This is a genomic window from Streptomyces syringium, assembly GCF_017876625.1.
GTDB lineage: Bacteria > Actinomycetota > Actinomycetes > Streptomycetales > Streptomycetaceae > Streptomyces > Streptomyces syringius.
On sequence record NZ_JAGIOH010000001.1, the window covers coordinates 1,350,634 to 1,367,178 of the forward strand.

General features: G+C 74.1%; 18 protein-coding genes. 7 read left to right on the forward strand and 11 right to left on the reverse strand.

The genetic code is table 11. The features are described from left to right. The first annotated feature begins 38 nt into the window (after window positions 1-38). Entirely contained in the window at window positions 39-551 is a 513-nt protein-coding gene (locus tag JO379_RS05910) for a DinB family protein (RefSeq protein ID WP_209518547.1), read from the forward strand. A 98-nt stretch (window positions 552-649) separates the two neighbouring features. Then, entirely contained in the window at window positions 650-1,324 is a 675-nt protein-coding gene (locus tag JO379_RS05915) for a hypothetical protein (protein ID WP_209514243.1), read from the forward strand. Window positions 1,325-1,398: 74 nt separating this feature from the next. On the opposite strand, the gene ung is transcribed toward JO379_RS05915, so the two are convergent. The 5 genes from ung to JO379_RS05940 all read right to left on the reverse strand — a co-directional run bounded on the left by ung (window position 1,399) and on the right by JO379_RS05940 (window position 5,112). After that, entirely contained in the window at window positions 1,399-2,085 is a 687-nt protein-coding gene (ung, locus tag JO379_RS05920; RefSeq protein ID WP_130876676.1) for a uracil-DNA glycosylase, read from the reverse strand. 113 nt (window positions 2,086-2,198) lie between these two features. Further along, a complete protein-coding gene (locus JO379_RS05925; protein ID WP_209514245.1) occupies window positions 2,199-2,951 on the reverse strand; it encodes an SDR family oxidoreductase in 753 nt (250 codons plus the stop codon). A gap of 17 nt (window positions 2,952-2,968) precedes the next feature. Next, window positions 2,969-3,730: a 3-oxoacyl-ACP reductase FabG gene (gene fabG / locus JO379_RS05930; RefSeq protein WP_209514247.1), complete on the reverse strand. Its 762-nt coding sequence runs from the start codon at window positions 3,728-3,730 to the stop codon at window positions 2,969-2,971. Between the two features lie 165 nt (window positions 3,731-3,895). Beyond that, window positions 3,896-4,291 carry a DUF3037 domain-containing protein gene (locus JO379_RS05935; protein ID WP_130876679.1) on the reverse strand — a complete coding sequence of 132 codons (396 nt, stop codon included), beginning with the start codon at window positions 4,289-4,291 and terminating at the stop codon, window positions 3,896-3,898. Further along, a complete protein-coding gene (locus JO379_RS05940; protein WP_209514250.1) occupies window positions 4,288-5,112 on the reverse strand; it encodes a HipA family kinase in 825 nt (274 codons plus the stop codon). The genes JO379_RS05935 and JO379_RS05940 overlap by 4 nt, the downstream gene beginning before the upstream one ends. A 97-nt stretch (window positions 5,113-5,209) precedes the next feature. On the opposite strand from JO379_RS05940, the gene JO379_RS05945 reads away from it, so the two are divergent. Together JO379_RS05945 and JO379_RS05950 are read left to right on the forward strand one after the other, a co-directional pair. Then, window positions 5,210-7,327 (forward strand): S9 family peptidase, encoded by a 2,118-nt coding sequence (locus JO379_RS05945; protein WP_209518548.1) that lies wholly within the window; start codon window positions 5,210-5,212, stop codon window positions 7,325-7,327. 149 nt (window positions 7,328-7,476) lie between these two features. Then, entirely contained in the window at window positions 7,477-7,989 is a 513-nt protein-coding gene (locus JO379_RS05950; protein WP_372449053.1) for a Rieske (2Fe-2S) protein, read from the forward strand. A 26-nt stretch (window positions 7,990-8,015) separates the two neighbouring features. On the opposite strand, the gene JO379_RS05955 is transcribed toward JO379_RS05950, so the two are convergent. Continuing rightward, window positions 8,016-8,660, reverse strand: coding sequence for a cysteine hydrolase family protein (locus JO379_RS05955; RefSeq protein WP_130876681.1), 645 nt, complete (start codon window positions 8,658-8,660; stop codon window positions 8,016-8,018). A gap of 160 nt (window positions 8,661-8,820) precedes the next feature. Here JO379_RS05955 and JO379_RS05960 point away from each other — a divergent pair, with 160 nt between their 5' ends. Then, window positions 8,821-9,288, forward strand: a complete 468-nt coding sequence (locus tag JO379_RS05960; protein ID WP_209514253.1) for a pyridoxamine 5'-phosphate oxidase family protein — start codon at window positions 8,821-8,823, stop codon at window positions 9,286-9,288. A gap of 33 nt (window positions 9,289-9,321) precedes the next feature. Here the strand turns inward: JO379_RS05960 and JO379_RS05965 are convergent, their stop codons facing one another. Next, the gene (locus JO379_RS05965; RefSeq protein ID WP_130876683.1) at window positions 9,322-10,236 is read right to left on the reverse strand and encodes a LysR family transcriptional regulator; all 915 of its coding nucleotides are present in this window, start codon (window positions 10,234-10,236) and stop codon (window positions 9,322-9,324) included. Between the two features lie 74 nt (window positions 10,237-10,310). Between JO379_RS05965 and JO379_RS05970 the strand changes: the two genes are divergently transcribed. After that, window positions 10,311-11,378 (forward strand): DMT family transporter, encoded by a 1,068-nt coding sequence (locus tag JO379_RS05970; protein ID WP_209514255.1) that lies wholly within the window; start codon window positions 10,311-10,313, stop codon window positions 11,376-11,378. A gap of 102 nt (window positions 11,379-11,480) precedes the next feature. Here JO379_RS05970 and JO379_RS05975 read toward each other — a convergent pair whose 3' ends face one another. Further along, on the reverse strand, window positions 11,481-12,812 hold the full coding sequence (locus tag JO379_RS05975) for an aminotransferase class I/II-fold pyridoxal phosphate-dependent enzyme (RefSeq protein WP_209514256.1): 1,332 nt from the start codon (window positions 12,810-12,812) through the stop codon (window positions 11,481-11,483). A 35-nt stretch (window positions 12,813-12,847) separates the two neighbouring features. On the opposite strand from JO379_RS05975, the gene JO379_RS05980 reads away from it, so the two are divergent. Further along, a complete protein-coding gene (locus JO379_RS05980; RefSeq protein ID WP_242625933.1) occupies window positions 12,848-13,534 on the forward strand; it encodes a pyridoxamine 5'-phosphate oxidase family protein in 687 nt (228 codons plus the stop codon). Here the strand turns inward: JO379_RS05980 and JO379_RS05985 are convergent. From JO379_RS05985 to JO379_RS05995, 3 genes are all read right to left on the reverse strand, one after another. Beyond that, the gene (locus JO379_RS05985; RefSeq protein ID WP_209514258.1) at window positions 13,521-14,555 is read right to left on the reverse strand and encodes a DMT family transporter; all 1,035 of its coding nucleotides are present in this window, start codon (window positions 14,553-14,555) and stop codon (window positions 13,521-13,523) included. The two genes, JO379_RS05980 and JO379_RS05985, sit on opposite strands and share 14 nt — an antisense overlap. Window positions 14,556-14,712: 157 nt before the next feature. After that, window positions 14,713-15,717, reverse strand: a complete 1,005-nt coding sequence (locus tag JO379_RS05990) for an EamA family transporter (RefSeq protein ID WP_209514260.1) — start codon at window positions 15,715-15,717, stop codon at window positions 14,713-14,715. 69 nt (window positions 15,718-15,786) lie between these two features. Then, the gene (locus tag JO379_RS05995; RefSeq protein ID WP_130876689.1) at window positions 15,787-16,311 is read right to left on the reverse strand and encodes a Clp protease N-terminal domain-containing protein; all 525 of its coding nucleotides are present in this window, start codon (window positions 16,309-16,311) and stop codon (window positions 15,787-15,789) included. Window positions 16,312-16,545: the final 234 nt, after the last annotated feature.

Consider the following 16,545-nt stretch of genomic DNA (forward strand, 5'->3'; position numbering starts at 1 on the left):
GGCGGTGGGGACCGGCCCGGGCCAGGATGGCCGTCATGATCACACCAGAGCGCCCCGAGACGCCCACCCTCGCCGACGAACGCACCGCGCTGGAGAGCTGGCTCGACTATCACCGGGCCACGCTGGCCATCAAGTGCGCCGGGCTCGACGACAAGCAGCTGCGCGAGGCGAGCGTGCCGCCCTCCGCCCTTTCCCTGCTCGGGCTCGTCCGGCACATGGCGGAGGTCGAGCGGTCCTGGTTCCGGCGGGTGCTCGCCGGGGAGGAGTCGGCCGGGCCGATCTACTACACCGAGGACAATCTCGACGGTGACTTCCTGACCCCGGACGAGGACACCTGGGAAGAGGCCTACGCCACCTGGCAGGCGGAGATCGCGGCGGCACGCGAGGCGGCGCGGGGGCGCTCGCTCGACGACGTCGGCCACGCCGCGCATCACGGCGGCAAGTCGTTCAACCTGCGCTGGATCTACCTCCACATGATCGAGGAGTACGCCCGGCACAACGGTCACGCCGACCTCGTCCGCGAACGGATCGACGGCGCGGCCGGGTACTGACCCGGCCCCCTCGGGGACCGGCCCCGGCCGGCGGCTCGTCGAGCATCACCCGTGCGGGGAATACCCAACCCACCGCGTCAGGCAGCAGGGTGGGGCGAATGCATCGAATGCCCGCGGCGGCGGCTCTGGCGGCGGTGGCGATGTCGGCCGCCGTCGGCTGCGTCGCCCTCTCCCCCCATGCCGCCTCCCCCGCGTCCGACCGGTCCGGGTTCTCCCGCGTCACCGAACCGAGGATGTCACCGGCTCCGGCCCGGGAATCCCTGGGCCTGGTGGGGCCGGACGGCGGCCCGGAGGGACCGGACGGTTCACGGTCCCCGTCCGAGGCCGCATCGGGGACACCGTCGGCGTCCGGGCCGGGGCAGGACCGGGACGGGGATGCGGATCCCGACCGGAGCACCGAGGCGGAGGCCCGTGCGGAGGACGACGCGGACGCGCGGTCGGACGCACGTCCCTCCTCGTCGCGGGCGGCCGATCCGGACCGGTGGGACGGCCCGGGCCGCACCGAGGTGCGCTCGCCGGGCGCCGCTCCCCCGGCGCGCTCGGCACCGGGCCGGGAGCCGGAATCGGCGCCCGCGCCGGCGCCCCGCGAGGCCCCGCCCTCCCGGCACCACGTCGAGCAGGCCCCGCCGCCACCGCAGCGCTCCGAGTCGCGCCCCGCGCAGCAGACCCCGCCCCGCTCCGGGTCGAACGTGTGCGGGCTGGGCGAATCGTACGGGCGCTGGAAGAAGGACGACGACGCGTCGCGGATCTGTCGCCAGGTGTACGGGCGCTGATCCGCTGCCCCGCCGTTCGGCCCCGGCGTTCGGCCCCGTCACTCGGCCCCGCCGTTCGGCCCCGGCGGAGGCGGTCAGGCGCCGAGGTTCGGGATCCGCCAGTCGATCGGCCGGTGGTCCTGGGCCGCGATCGCCTCGTTGATCTGCGTGAAGGGGCGGCTGCCGAAGAACTTCCGCGCCGAGAGGGGCGAGGGGTGCGCGCCCTTGACGACGACGTGGCGCTGCTCGTCGATCAAGGGCAGCTTCTTCTGGGCGTAGTTGCCCCACAGCACGAAGACGGCGGGGTCGGGCCGGGAGGCGACGGCACGGATGACGGCGTCCGTGAACTTCTCCCAGCCCTTGCCCTTGTGGGAGTTGGCCTCGCCGGCCCTGACGGTCAGCACCGCGTTGAGCAGCAGGACGCCCTGCTGGGCCCACGGCATCAGATAGCCGTTGTCGGGCACCGGGAGGCCCAGCTCCTCGTGCATCTCCTTGTAGATGTTGCGCAGCGAGGGCGGGGTCTTGACCCCGGGGCGGACCGAGAAGCACAGGCCGTGGCCCTGTCCCGCGCCGTGGTAGGGGTCCTGCCCGAGGACCAGGACCTTCACCTGGTCGTAGGGGGTCGCCTCCAGGGCCGCGAAGACCTCCTCGCGCGGCGGGTACACCGGCCCGGCCGCCCGCTCCTCCTCGACGAAGTCGACGAGCTCCTTGAAGTACGGCTTCTCCAGCTCCTCGCCGAGGACTCCGCGCCAGGACTCGGGCAGCATGTCGGTGTAGGTCACGTCAACAACCTCCGGGGTTCGTTCTGTTCTCATCTGGAGAACTTACCGGCGACCACTGACAACGCCGCCACGGAATCCGGTCGGCTGCCCGGGGTCCGGGCAGCCGGCCGTTCTCAGACCCCCGCGTTGAGGAAGAGTCCGCCGTCCACGACGAGCGTCTGACCGGTGACCCAGCCTGCGGCGTCGGAGAGCAGGAACGCCGCCGCGCCGCCGATGTCCTCCGGGACGCCGAGCCGGCCGAGCGGGTAGGAGGCCACGGCCTCCTCCTCGCGCCCTTCGTAGAGCGCCGCGGCGAACCTGGTCTTCACCACGGCGGGGGCGATGGCGTTGACCCGCACCCCCGGCGCCAGCTCGTGCGCGAGCTGGAGGGTGAGGTTGACCATGGCGGCCTTGCTGATCCCGTAGGCGCCGACGAACGGGGACGCGCCGAGGCCGGCGACGGAGGCGATGTTGACGATCGCCCCGCCGTTCTCCTTCTGCCACGCCTTCCATGTCTGCTGGGCGAAGCCGAGCGCCGAGATGACATTGGTCTCGAAGACCTTGCGGGCGACCGCGAGGTCCAGCTCGGCGATCGGGCCGAACACCGGGTTGGTGCCGGCGTTGTTGACCAGGTAGTCGACGCGGCCGAAGGCCTCCATGGCGCGCTCGACGGCGACGGCCTGGTGGGCCTCGTCGTGGGCCTTGCCCGCGACGCCGACCGCCCGGTCGGCGCCGAGCCTCTCGACGGCCTCCTTGAGTGCTTCCTCGGTGCGGCCGGTGATCACGACGCGGTCGCCGCGGGCGACGAGCGCCTCGGCGATGCCGTAGCCGATGCCCCGGCTGGCGCCCGTGACGAGGGCGACCTTCCCGCTGTCCTGTGTGGTCATGTGGTGCTGCACCCCTGTCAGTTGAGCGGTCCGCCGGCCACGTACAGGACCTGGCCGGAGACGAAGCCGGCCTCCTCGCCGGTGAAGAAGGCGACGGCGTTGGCGATGTCCGCGGGCTCCCCGACGCGCTGCACCGGGATCTGGGAGGCGGCCGCGGTCTTGAAGTCCTCGAAGCCCATCCCGACGCGGGCCGCGGTGGCCGCGGTCATGTCGGTGGCGATGAAGCCGGGGGCGACGGAGTTGGCGGTGACGCCGAACTTGCCGAGCTCCTTGGCGAGGGTCTTGGTGAGACCCTGCATCCCGGCCTTGGCGGCGGCGTAGTTGGCCTGGCCGCGGTTGCCGAGGGCCGAGCTGCTGGAGAGGTTGACGATCCGGCCGAACCCGGCGTCCACCATGTGCTTCTGGCAGGCCCGCGACATCAGGAACGCACCGCGCAGATGCACGTTGAGGACGGTGTCCCAGTCGTCCTCGCTCATCTTGAACAGCAGGTTGTCGCGGAGCACCCCGGCGTTGTTGACCAGGATCACCGGCGCGCCCAGCTCGGCGGCGACGCGGGCCACGGCGGCCTCCACCTGTGCCGCGTCCGAGACGTCGCAACCGACGGCGAGGGCCTTGCCGCCGGCCGCCGTGATCTTCTCCACGGTGTCCGCGCAGGCCGCCTCGTCGAGGTCGAGAACGGCGACCGCGCGGCCCTCCCCGGCCAGGCGAACGGCGGTCGCGGCGCCGATGCCACGGGCCGCGCCCGTGACGACGGCTACGCGCTGCTCGGTGGTGGACATGCGGGTTCTCCTCACCTCGGACGACAGGGCACGGCGGCTCACCGCGGGATCCGGCTCCGGGGTCCGGGAGCCGCCCTCGGGTGAGCAACCGCTTAGTAGCTTCAGCAGACAGACGCTAGAAGCCCCGCCACCCGCTGTCAACGCTCCCTGTCGCTCCGCCCGGGCTCAGCGCACCAGCAGGTCCAGCAGCCGCTCCGACTCCCGCTCGGGATCCGCGGTCAGCCCGGTGTGCACCGGTCCGGGCTGGACGATGGTGCTGCGCGGCGCGATCAGCCAGCGAAAGCGCCGCCCGGGGTCGTCCCCGGCGGCCTGACCGGCCCGTTCCCCGCCGGAGCAGACGCCCTCGACGGCACCCAGCGCGGCCCGTACGCCCGCCACGTCGGCCGTCGGGTCGAGCGCCAGCAGCCGTGCCTCGTCCAGATGGACCCGGGCCGCGACGAACGACTTCGCCTGGCAGTAGACGACCACCCCCGCGTTGATCAGCTCACCGCGCTCCACGCGCGGTACGACGCGCAGCAGCGCGTACTCGAAAACGTCGCGTCCGTTGTGGCGCCCGGTCATTTTCCGGCCCTTCCGTCGAGCCTGACCCGCACCCACTCCGGGGCCTGCGAGGGCTTGTCCTTGCTGCGCTCGCCGAGCGTGATGCGGTCACCGATGGTCGCGGCGCGGGCCAGCAGCGTCTCGACGTACGCGCGCCGCAGCGCGTCCGGGTCGGCGAAACCCGGTTCGTCCACCAGCCACTCGTCCGGCACGTCGGCGGTGACCTCGGTCAGCAGTTCCTCGGTGACCTGAGGCGCGAGTTCGGCCCCGGCGGCGGCGACGTCCGGGCCGAAGGTGGCCAGGACGTGGTCGGAGGCGTCGTAGGCCTTGTCGGCGGCGGACCGCGCGGTGGGCCAGTTGTGGTGCCAGATCATCGTGGCACCGTGGTCGATGAGCCACAGCTCGCCGTGCCAGACCAGCAGATTGGGGTTGCGCCACGAGCGGTCGACGTTGTTGATGAGCGCGTCGAACCAGACCACGCGCCCGGCCTCGGCCGCACCGATCTCGAAGGCGAGGGGGTCGAAGCCGAGGGCCCCGGGAAGGAAGTCCATCCCGAGATTGAGGCCGCCGCTCGCCTTCAGCAGGCCCTGCACCTCCTGGTCCGGCTCGGCCCGGCCGATCACCGGATCGAGCTGGATGCCCGCCAGGTCCGGGACGCGCAGCCCGAGCCGGCGGCCCAGCTGTCCGCAGATCACCTCGGCGACCAGCGTCTTGCGGCCCTGGCCGGCGCCGGTGAACTTCATGACGTACGTACCGAGATCGTCGGCCTCGACGATGCCGGGGAGTGAGCCACCCTCACGCAAGGGCGTGACATAGCGGGTGGCGGTGACTTCGGGGAGCATTGCCCCAGGCTACTGCGGCGGACGGGGCCGTCCGGCCACGGCGGCCCCCGGTACCGGCGACGGTCGTTCTCCTGTCAGGGTGCCGAGCATGGACAACATGATCGACAAGGAAACCGGCACGGCGGAGGGCCCCTTCGGCATCGACGGGAACGGCGCGGACGTCGCCGGGTTCCCCCGCCGGTTCGCCCGTTCCCGGCGCTTCTCGCTCGGTGCGCCGCGTCACTTCACGGTCTCCCCGGACGGGCGGCGGGTGCTGTTCACGCGCACGGGCGGCGGGCTGGACCCGCTGAGCCGGCTGTGGCTGCACGAGGACGGGCAGGAGCGTCTGCTCGCCGACCCGTCGGCACTGGCGGACGGCACCGGCATACCGGACGCGGAGCGGGCACGGCGGGAGCGGGCCCGCGAGCAGTCCGGGGGCATCGTGTCGTACGCGACCGACCGCGAGGCGCGGCTGGCCGTGTTCGCCCTGGGCGGCGCGCTCTGGGCGGCCCGCACGGACGGCACCGCGCCCTTCCGGCTGCCGACGGCCGGTCCCGCCGTGGACCCGCGGCCCTCGCCCGACGGCCGTCAGGTCGCCTACGTCAGCGGCGGCACGCTGCACGTGATGTCCATGGCGGGCGAGGAGCTGCTGCGACTGGTGCCGGAGGAGGCGGAGGTCACCTACGGCCTGGCGGAGTTCACGGCGATGGAGTCGATGGGGCGCTCGCGGGGCTACTGGTGGGCGCCGGACGGGCGGGCGCTGCTGGTCGCCCGGGTCGACCCCACGCCGGTGCCCCTGTGGTACCTGGCCGACCCGGCGGCCCCGGCGCAGGCGCCCCGCCCCGTCCGCTACCCGGCGGCGGGCACCACCAACGCCGAGGTCACCCTGTCCGTGGTGACGCTCGACGGCCGGCGCACGGAGGTGGCCTGGGACCGCGCGGCGTTCGAATACCTGGCCACGGCCGACTGGGACGCGCACGGCCCGCTGATCGGTGTGCAGAGCCGCGACCAGCGTCGTCTGCGGGTGCTGACGGTGGATCCGGAGACGGGCGCGACCGGGACGGCGGGCGAGCGGCACGACCCCGCGTGGGTGGAACTCGTCCCCGGCACCCCGGCCCGCACCCGTTCCGGCGCCCTGGTGGAGCCCGTCGAATCGCAGGACACCAGGCGGCTGGGGATCGACGGCCACCCGGTGACCCCCGAGGGGCTGCACCTGGACGCGGTGCTCGGCACGGACGGCGAGCGGGTGCTGTTCACGGCCTGGGAGGACCCGACCGAGTGTCACGTCTGGTCCTACGAGCCGGGCCCCGGCCTCACCCGGCTGAGCCGGGAGCCGGGCACGCACACGGCGGTCCCGGGCGGCCCCACGGTGGTGCTGGACGGCCGGACCGCGGACGGGCACACGGTGACGGTCCTGCGCGACGGCGAGCCGGCCGGTTCGATCGCCTCGTTCGTCGCCGACCCCCTGCTCGCGCCGCGGCCGGAGTTCCTGACGCTCGGCGAGCGGGAGCTGCCCGGCATGCTGTTCCTGCCGTCCTGGCACGAGCCGGGCACCGGGAGGCTGCCGGTGCTGCTCTGCCCGTACGGCGGGCCTGGGGTGCGGCTCGTGGTGCGAGGCCGCGCGTGGTGGACGTGTGTGGCGCGGTGGTTCGCCGAGCAGGGTTTCGCGGTGCTGATCGTGGACGGCCGGGGCACACCCGGCCGGGGGCCCGCGTGGGAGAAGGCGGTACACGGCGACCAGCTGACGCCCGTCCTGGAGGACCAGGTCGACGCGCTGCGGGCGGTGTGCGAGCGATACCCGGACCTGGATCCGGGGCGGGTGGGGATCCGCGGCTGGTCCTTCGGCGGCACCGTCGCGGCGGCCGCGGTCCTGCGCCGGCCCGAGGTCTTCCACGCGGCGGTCTCCGGTGCGGCGCCGACCGATCAGCGGTGGTACGACACACACTGGAAGGAACGCTTCCTCGGCCACCCGGACGAGGAGCCGGAGAACTACGCCCGCTCGTCGACGATCGACGACGCACCCCTGCTGCGCCGCCCGCTGCTGCTGGTCCACGGCATGGCGGACGACAACGTGACGGTGGCCCACACACTGCGGATGTCGGCGGCGCTGCTGGCGGCGGGGCGGCCGCACTCGGTGCTGCCGCTGGTGGGATCGACGCACATGGCGGCGGAGGACACCACCGAGAACCTCCTGCTGTTCGAGCTGGACTTCCTCACCAAGGCACTCGGGCGCTGAACGCGGGCGGCGGCGGACCCGTAGGTCTCCTTGTACCGGTCGCGTCGCGTGCCCGTCACGTCGTCGCACCGGTCGCGCACGGCAGCGGGCACGGCAGCACCGCCCCGTTGACTGCGCAGACAGCACGGCAACGGCACCAAGGAGCGAACATGACGCACATGTCACCCGCCCCGGGCGGCGCGAGCCGCCGCACCGTCGTCGCGGCGGTCGGGGCCACCGGCCTCGCCGCCGCGCTCGCGGCCTGCGGCGGCTCGGACGACAAGGCGACCCCGCCCGGCACCCCGGACGCGGATGCCACGTCCGGTACGGCTCAGCAGCCCTCCCAGCCGACGTCCCCGCCCGGCCAGGAGTCCTCGGCCGCCGGGCCCACCGGCGGCCGGGCACTGGCCCGGACGTCGGAGATCCCGGTGGGCGGCGGAAAGGTCTTCGCGGACCGGCGGGTGGTGGTGACGCAGCCGTCCCGGGGCGAGTTCAAGGCGTTCTCCGCGATCTGCACCCACCAGAAGTGCGTGGTCAAGGACGTGTCGGACGGCACGATCAACTGTCCCTGTCACGGCAGCAAGTTCAGCATCGAGGACGGCGGCGTCCGGCACGACCCGGCGAAGCTGCCGCTGCCGGAGATGAAGATCTCCGTGCGGGGTGACTCCATCGGGCTCGGCTGAGACCAACGGGGCCGGGCGCGCCGCGTTCAGCGCGGCCCGCCCGGGCGCCGCCAACCGCGCAGGACGGCGTCGGTCGTGGTCATGGTGGCGACGAGGGCCAGGGTGTGGCGGACCATCGCCGCGGTGTAGTCGGCGGGCACGCCGGCGATGGCGTCGGCGGGGACGACGGCCGTGTAACCGAGGTTGACGGCGTCGAAGACGGCGTTGGGGATCGCGACGTTGGCCGAGACCCCGGTGACGATCAGGGTGCGGCAGCCGAGATTGCGCAGCAGCGCGTCGACGCCGGTGCCGGCGAGCGGTGAGAGCCCGTGCAGCCGCCGGACGACGAGGTCGTCCTCGCCGACCGGGATCGGCTCGGCGACGCGAACGGCCAACGTGCCGGTCAGCTGCTGTACGGGCAGTCGTTCGGCGGCGCGGAAGAGGCGGGCGTTGCGGCCCGCGCCGCGGCCGTCGGGGCGGCGCTCGGCGATGGCGTGCACGACCTGGACGCCCGCCGCGTGCGCGCCCTCGACGAGCCGCGCGACGTTGCCCACGGCGCCGGAGGCACGGGCGACGGCGGCGAGCTCGGGCAGCGCGCTGTCGGGGCCGACGACGCCGCGCTGGCACTCCACGGTCAGGAGCACGGTCGTCGCCGGGTCGAGCCGCTCGCCGGGCTGGTCCTGCGGCGCCATGGCGCTCCTCGTCGGCTTCTCGGTACGGCCGGGCGGGCCGCGAAGGCCCGGATCCAAGGCGCGTGAGGGTAGCGGGCATTGCGCGGCGGGGGAAGTTGTCCGATGCTTTCCGGCATACGCATCCTGACATACCGTCAGTTCCGGGAGGGTGATGCGGAAGATGACCGCCACACAGCGGCGGGGCCGCCGGATCATGATGACGCGGCCCGAACTGGACGCCTTCCTCACCGAGCGGCGCACCTGCCGGGTGGCCACGGTCGGCCCCGACGGCCGGCCGCACGTCGGCGCGCTGTGGTTCGTCTGGGACGGGGCCGCGCTGTGGCTGTACTCCCTGACCCGCAGCCGCCGGTGGGCCGATCTGCGCCGGGACCCGCGGATGGCGGTGGTCGTGGACGACGGCCGGGAGTACGGGGAGCTGCGCGGCGCCGAGCTGTCCGGCACCGCGGCGTTCGTCGGCGAGGCCCCGCGCACCGGCGAGCCCTGCCCGGAGCTCGGCGCCGCGGAGGCGCTGTTCGCCGCCAAGTACTTCGGCCTGGACACCATGCCGCATGACGGCCGGCACGCCTGGCTGCGGCTGACTCCGGAGGCCGTCGTCTCCTGGGACTTCCGCAAGATGCCCGGCGGGTAGGGACGCGGAAGCCGCAGGCTCGCGGGGGCCCGCTCAGCCGGTGCGGCCGCCGACCGCTGCCCCCGCGGTGCGCAGCGCTTCGACCGCCGCCCGGATCGAGGGCCTGCGGTCGGCGTCCGCCCGCCAGACCGCGTACACATGGCGGCACATGGAGTGGCGTACGGGCACGACCCGCACCCCGTCCGGCACCGGGCCGCGGCCGAGGCGGGGCGCGACCGCGACCCCGAGCCCGGCGGCGACGAGGGCGAGCTGGGTGTGGTGCTCCTCGGCCATGTGCGAGATGCGGGGCTCGATGCCCTTGCCGCGCAGGGTGAGCATCAGCCAGTCGTGGCAGAACTCCCCCCGGGGCCAGGAGACCCACTCGTCGTCGGCGAGGTCCTCGAGATCCAGCTCGTCCCGGTCGGCGAGCGGGTGGCCGGCGGGCAGCGCCACGTCGGCGGGGTCGTCGAGGATGGGGGCCTTGGCCAGGCCGTCGGGCATAGGCAGCGGCTTGTTGTACCAGTCGAGGACGACCGCGACGTCGATGTCGCCGCGCACCACGCGCGGCACGGCCTCGTCGGGCTCCATCTCCTCCAGCCGGGCGCGCAGTTGCGGGTGGGCGTCGCGCAACTCCGCGAGCGCGGCCGGGAACAGCCCGCGGGCCGCCGTGGGGAACGCGCCGAGCAGCAGCTCGCCGACGGCCTGGCCGCGCTGCGCCTCCAGATCGGCCTGGGCCAGCTCCACCTGGGAGAGGATGCGCGAGGCGTGCTCGGCGAGCAGCCGGCCGGCGTCGGTGAGCCGCACCCCCCGGCCGTTCTTGGCCAGCAGCTGCTGGCCGGTCTCCCGCTCCAGCTTGGCCAGCTGCTGCGAAACGGCGGAAGTCGTCACGTGCAGGCCGTCCGCCGCGCCACTGACGGAACCGTGGCGGGCGACAGCGTTGAGGGTGCGCAGGCGGTCCAGGTTCAACATGTAAGGGATGCTACGCGATGCCGCACACAATTATTTGCTTGTTCTAATAGGTATGGCCCGGCATGGTGATCTCCATGAGCGTCGTCGCACCAGGATCACCATCCGCCACAGCCACCACCCGCCCCTCCACCGCAAACTCCTCTGCCCCCGGCCCCACGACCGGCACCGCGAAGGGCTCCGGGCCGGGCCGGCCCACCGTGGACTGGCGTATCCGCTTCGGCGCGCTCTCGCTCATCTGGGGTTTCAGCTTTCTGTTCATCAAGCTCGGCACGGACGGCTTCGCCCCGCTCTACGTCTCCTTCGGACGCGTGTTCTTCGGCGCCCTGGTGCTCGTCGCCATCCTCGCCGTCAAGCGGCAGCGGCTGCCGCGCGGCGCCCGCACCTGGGGGCACCTGGCCGTCGCGGCGCTCCTGCTCAACGCCCTCCCCTTCTCGCTCTTCGCCTACGCCGAGCTGACCATCTCCTCCACCCTGGCCGGCATCTGCAACGCCACCACCCCGCTGTGGGGCATGGTCCTCTCGCTCGTGGCCCTCTCCGAGGACCGCCCGACCCGGCGCCGGTTCGCCGGTCTCGGCCTGGGCTTCATCGGCGTACTCACCGTCCTCGGCGCGTGGCAGGGCTTCGACGGGCAGGACCCGACCGGCACACTGCTGGCGCTGATCGCCTCGCTCAGCTACGCGGTCGGCTGGATCTACGTCCGGCGCACGCTGTCCGACACCGGCAACTCCCATCTGTCGATGTCCGGCGCCCAGCTGCTCCTCGCCACCGCCCAGCTCGCCGTGGTCGCCCCGGTGTTCAGCCCGCTGCCCACCTCCTTCCCCGCCGTGCCCGTGCTGTCGATCGTCGCGCTCGGGGCACTGGGCACCGGGCTCGCCTTCCTCTTCCAGTACGGGCTGGTCGCGGAGGTCGGTCCGACGACCGCGACCATGACCACGTACTTCATCCCGGTCATCGCGACGGCGGCCGGTGTCGCCCTCCTCGACGAGCGGCTCACCTGGAACACCCCGGTCGGCGCGCTGATCGTGCTGGCCGGTGCGGCGCTCGCCCAGGGCGGTTCCCGGGCGAAGGCCTCCCGCCGGCCCGCCGCCGACGCGGTCCGCGAGCACACCCGGCAACCGGCTCCGCAGCGCGCGGGGAAGTGAGCCGCCAGCCGCCCCCGGGACCGCCCCGGCAACCGAGCCGGCGCTGATCAGGCAAAGGGTTCGGCAAGCGGCCCGGCAACCGCATCCGCAACCTCAACCGCCTCAGTCGTAACGCCCCGTGGAATCCGGGCCGGTCACGGACGCCAGCGCGTCCGCGACCGGCCCTATGTCGTCCATGGACAGGGGCGACACGGTCAGCCGTACTCCCGGCGGGGAGGAGACCCGGAAGCGCGCCCCCGGCGCCACCGCCCAGCCCGCCTGCAGCAACCGCGCCACGGCACCCGTCTCGTCCGGCACCGGAAGCCAGACGTTCATCCCGCTGCGGCCGTGCGCCACGACGCCCCGGTCCCGCAGCGCCCGGACGAGCGCCTCACGGCGGTGTCCGTACGAGCCGGCGACCGCCGCCGCGTCCACCGCGCCGGTCCGCCAGAGGTGCGCCACGGCCCGCTGCAGGACATGACTGACCCAGCCCGGCCCCAGGCGCTGCCGTCCGCGCACCCGGTCCACGGTGACGGCGTCGCCGGTGAGCACCGCGAGCCGCAGATCCGGCCCGTACGCCTTCGCGACGGAGCGCACGAGGGCCCAGTGGTCGGTGCCACCGGCGAGGGGGTGCAGCGGGAGGTCCACGATGCCGTGGCCGTGGTCGTCCTCGATGAGCAGCACGTGCGGGTGGCTGGCGAGCACCGCCCGCAGCTCGCGGGCGCGTGCCGCGCTGACGGCCGCTCCGGTGGGGTTCTGCGCCCGGTCGGTGACGACCAGGGCCCGGGCGCCCTGCCGGAGGGCCCGGTCGGTGTCCTCGGGCAGCGGCCCGTCGTCGTCGAGCGCGACGGGGACCGCGCGCAGGCCGAGCGCGGAGATCAGGTCGAGGAGGCTGCCCCAGCCGGGGTCCTCGACCGCCACCTCGTCCCCCGGCCGCAGATGGGCGCTCAGCACGCGCTCGATGGCGTCCAGCGACCCGGAGGTGACGGCCAGCGGCCCGGCCGGGACATGGTCCGCGTCGAAGGCGGCACGGGCCATCCGCTCCAACTCCGAGTCGACGGCGGACGAGCCGTAGAGCACGGGGCCCTCGGCTGCGCGCGCGGCGGCCTCGGCGAGCGCCTCGCCGAGCGGGGGCAACAGCGCCGGATCGGGGTTGCCGGTCGAGACATCGCGCACGCCTTCGGGCGCCTCCACGCGGATCAGCTCGCGGTGCGTATTGGCCGGGCGGTGGCGCACCCGGCTGCCCCGGCGGCCCGAGGTCTCGATCACCCCCCGCTCGCGCAGGATGCGATAGGCGGCGGCGACCGTATTGGGATTGACCCCCAGCTCGACCGCCAACTCCCGCATGGGTGGCAGCAGTTCGCCGGGCGCGAGCTTGCCCGATCCGACGGCGCGCTCCACGTTCGCCGAGATGTCCGCTGCGCGACGGCCTTCGATCCGATAGTCTCCTAGCACAAAGCCAAGTATGCACTAGTGCAATGGAGAGCGCAATGCCGGCACCCGTCGCCCCCGCCTCGCAGGAGCCGTCCGCGTACGAGCGGACCGAGCGGACCACCCCCACCCGCCACCGCGAGCGCGCCCACTACGACCGCGAGCTGGTCCACTCGATACTCGACGCGGGCTATGTCTGCCACCTCGGCTTCGTCCGCGACGGGGCGCCCGTCGTCCTGCCGACGCTCTACGGCCGCGTCGGCGACCGGCTCTACGTGCACGGTTCGACCGGCTCCCGCCCGCTGCGCACCGCCGGGCAGAGCGATGCCGGCCTGCCCGTGTGCGTGACCGTCACCCATGTCGACGGGCTCGTGCTCGCCCGCTCCGCCTTCAGCCACACCCTCAATTACCGTTCCGTCGTGGTGCACGGCACGGCCCGGCCGGTGACGGACGAGGCAGAGATGAAGGCCGCCCTCGACGCCCTCGTGGACCAGGTGCTGCCGGGCCGTGCCGCCGACTCCCGGCCGGCGTCGCCCAAGGAACTGGCCGCGACGGCCGTGCTGGGCATCGAGCTGACCGAGGTGTCCGCCAAGGTCCGCGACGCCGGACCGGTGGACTCCGAGGCGGATGTCGCCCTCCCCTTCTGGAGCGGCGTCGTCCCCCTCACCACCGGCTACGGCGCCCCGGTCCCCGCGGACGACCTCGCGCCGGGCATTGTCCTGCCCGGCTACCTCACCGCTCGCTGAGCGGGCCCCCGGCCGCGGCGGCCGCGCCGCGCGCCTCGACGACGGCCAGCGCCGCCACCGCGCACAGGAGTACCGCCGTGCCCGTCACGGTCGCGGCGGTGAGGTGCTCACCGAGCAGGGCCACGGCGATGACCGCGGCCGTGACCGGTTCGATGAGCGTGATGACGGCGACCGTCGTGCCGCGCACCACCAGCAGCCCGGCGAAGAACAGCCCGTAGGCGAGCGCCGTCGGCACTGTCACCAGATATCCCATCAGCCACAGGGTGCGGCCCAGTTCCCGCGCGTGCGGCCACAGCCCCTCGGCGGCCGCGAGCGGCAGCAGACAGACCGTCCCGACGGCGAAGGACGACAGCGTCGTGGTGAACGGGTCGGCGCCCGCACCCTGCCGTCCCATGAACCGCGTGGCGAGGGTGACCAGCGCGTATCCGGCGGCGGACAGCAGCCCGAGGGCCACGCCCGCCGGCCGCACCGTGCCCGTGCCGTCGCTGCCCAGCATCAGCACGGCCAGCCCGGCGAGCGCGCCGCACACGGCCACCCGGCCGCCCGCGCCGAGCCGTTCGCCCATCAGCAGCCTGCCGCCGAGCGCCACCGTCACCGGCGCGGCCCCCAGGGTGACGACGGTGCCGACCGCGATCCCCGTCGCGTCCACCGCCCCGAAGTAGGCGGTCTGGAAGACTGTGAGCCCCACGCCGGTGACCAGCGTCCGGACCACCCGGCGCCGCTGCGGCTGGTAGGCCCGCACGGGGCGCGTCCGCACCCGGCGCGAGCGCACCGCCCATGCGGCGAGCAGGAGGACGAGGCCCCCGGCCGTGCGCCAGAAGGTGAGCGCGACGGGACCGAGCCCGCTGCTGTCGAAGGCCAGGGCGGCGGTCGCGCCCGTGGTGCCCCAGGAGGCGGCCGCGAGGGCTACGTAGAGCAGCCCGCGCCCGACGGAGGGCCCGGGCGTGAACGGCCGGTCGCCCGAGGGCAGCACAGCGGAGGCGCCCGTCGCAGGGCAGGGGGAAAGGGTGGAGCGTGGCATGACTGTTCTCCCGCGGAAGACAAGAGGTGATCGCGTGGTCCCCTGTGCGGGCAGCGGCGATCCGCCCGGGGCATCACCCCGGGCCCGGTCCTCCGGGAGCGGCCGCCCGCGCTACGCGGCGGGAGGCGGCAGAACAGTCATCGGCATGATCAGCACACTAAGCCGGACGGGACTCCCGCGACAACTCCCCCTCGGCACCGGCGGGAACACCCCCGCCACCGGCCACCGGAGTTGCCGGGGCCGCCTTGGGCGTGGAGGTCTGTGCGATGAAGGCACCCAGCAGCACCACGGCGCCGCCCACGATCTGCGGCGTGGACAGGTGCTCGCCGAGCAGCACCCAGGCCAGCACGGTGGCGACGACCGCCTCCAGACAGGCGACCACCCCGGCCACTTGCGGCGAGAGGCGGCGCACGGAGAGCACCCCGGTGAGGTACGCCGCCACGGTCGCGACCAGCACGATCCAGGCGAGCAGCAGGCCGGCCGGCACGGCCGCCCCGGCCAGCTCGGCCCGCCCGGCGAGCACCTGCCAGTCCATGGTCCAGGGGCTCGCGACCACGGTCAGGAGCCCGGCGCCGACGAGCAGCCCGTAGGCGACGACCCCGACCGGATCGACGGGCTCGTCGCCGTCGCCGCCGTGGTCGGACAGGACGAAGTAGCCGACCTGGCAGCAGGCCGCGCCGAGGGCCAGCAGCAGGCCCACGGCGTCGAAACCGAGCCCGGCCCACACCTCCACGACGCAGGCGAGACCGGCGACGGCGAGCACGACGCCCACGGTGGCGGCCCGGCTGACGGAACGTCGCTGGACGAACCGGACCCAGCCGAGCAGCAGGGCGGGCCCGAGATACTCGACCAGCAGGGCCACCCCGACGGGGATCCGCGCGATGGCCGCGAAGTAACAGGCCTGCACGCCCGCGACGGCGAGCAGCCCGAAGCCCGCGAGGAGCGCGGGCCGGCGCAGCACCAGGGCGCGGTGCCGCCACGCGACGGGCAGCAGCACCAGCGCCGCCCCGGCCACCCGGAGCCACACCACATGGAGCGGGTCCAGACCCGCCTCGATCAGGGGTTTGGCCGCGACGCCGGAGCCGCCGAACGCGAGCGCGGACACCAGAGCGGGTCCCAGGCCCGCGATCCTGCCGGTGCCCTTGTGTGGAGACGATTGCATCGCTGCATCATGGCAGCCGATGTCAGGAGCGTCACCCCTTTGGCTCCTGTTCGGCTCCTGGCGAATGCGCTACCGCTCCAGGTCGAAGAGGTCGTCCAGGCGCGCGGTGAGGGCGTCGGGGTCGACCCCGGCCCGGCGCAGCACGTGGACGGCCCGGCACCGGCGGTCGCGGGTCAGGGCCGCCAGCAGATCGAGCCCTTCCACCAGGTCCGCTCCCCGCGCGCGGGCGCGGGCTCGCGCGCCCTCCATCGCGGTGGCGGCGGCGGGCGACCAGCGGGGCACGCCCCCGTCACCGGTCGCGGGCGGCAGACGGGTGCCCTCGACGGTGCCGCGCCAGCGCAGTCCGTAGCCGATGGTGCGCTGGACGAGGTAGCCGAGCAGCCGGGCGACCTGGGCCGGTCCGCCGTCGAAGGCGCGGGACGTCGTGGGGTCGGCTTCCAGCAGGGTGTGCAGCAGATGGGCGGTGTCGACCTGCCGGTCGCCGTCGCGCTGGGCGCGCCGGCGCGCTCCCACGACCGCGAAGGCCAACTGCGCGCTGAGCGGGCCTTCGCTCGCGGCGTCGGCCGGTCCGGTGTCAGGCGTACGGCTTTGCACCCTCCCACCCCATCAGTCCCGTCCTGACGGAGCATCCCCGGAAGGGAGCATTCCCGCATCCGACGCCAGTTGGGTACGGACGATCACGCTCTCCTCCTTGAGGAGGAGGGGGCCGGATCCCGTCTCGGGGGCGTACGGCATTCAGCCGCACGCCGCGTACGCACCGGCACACCATCACGCCGCGCGCCCCGTTCACGCCTCCCCATGATCGGGCGACCGTCATCGGGCGACCGC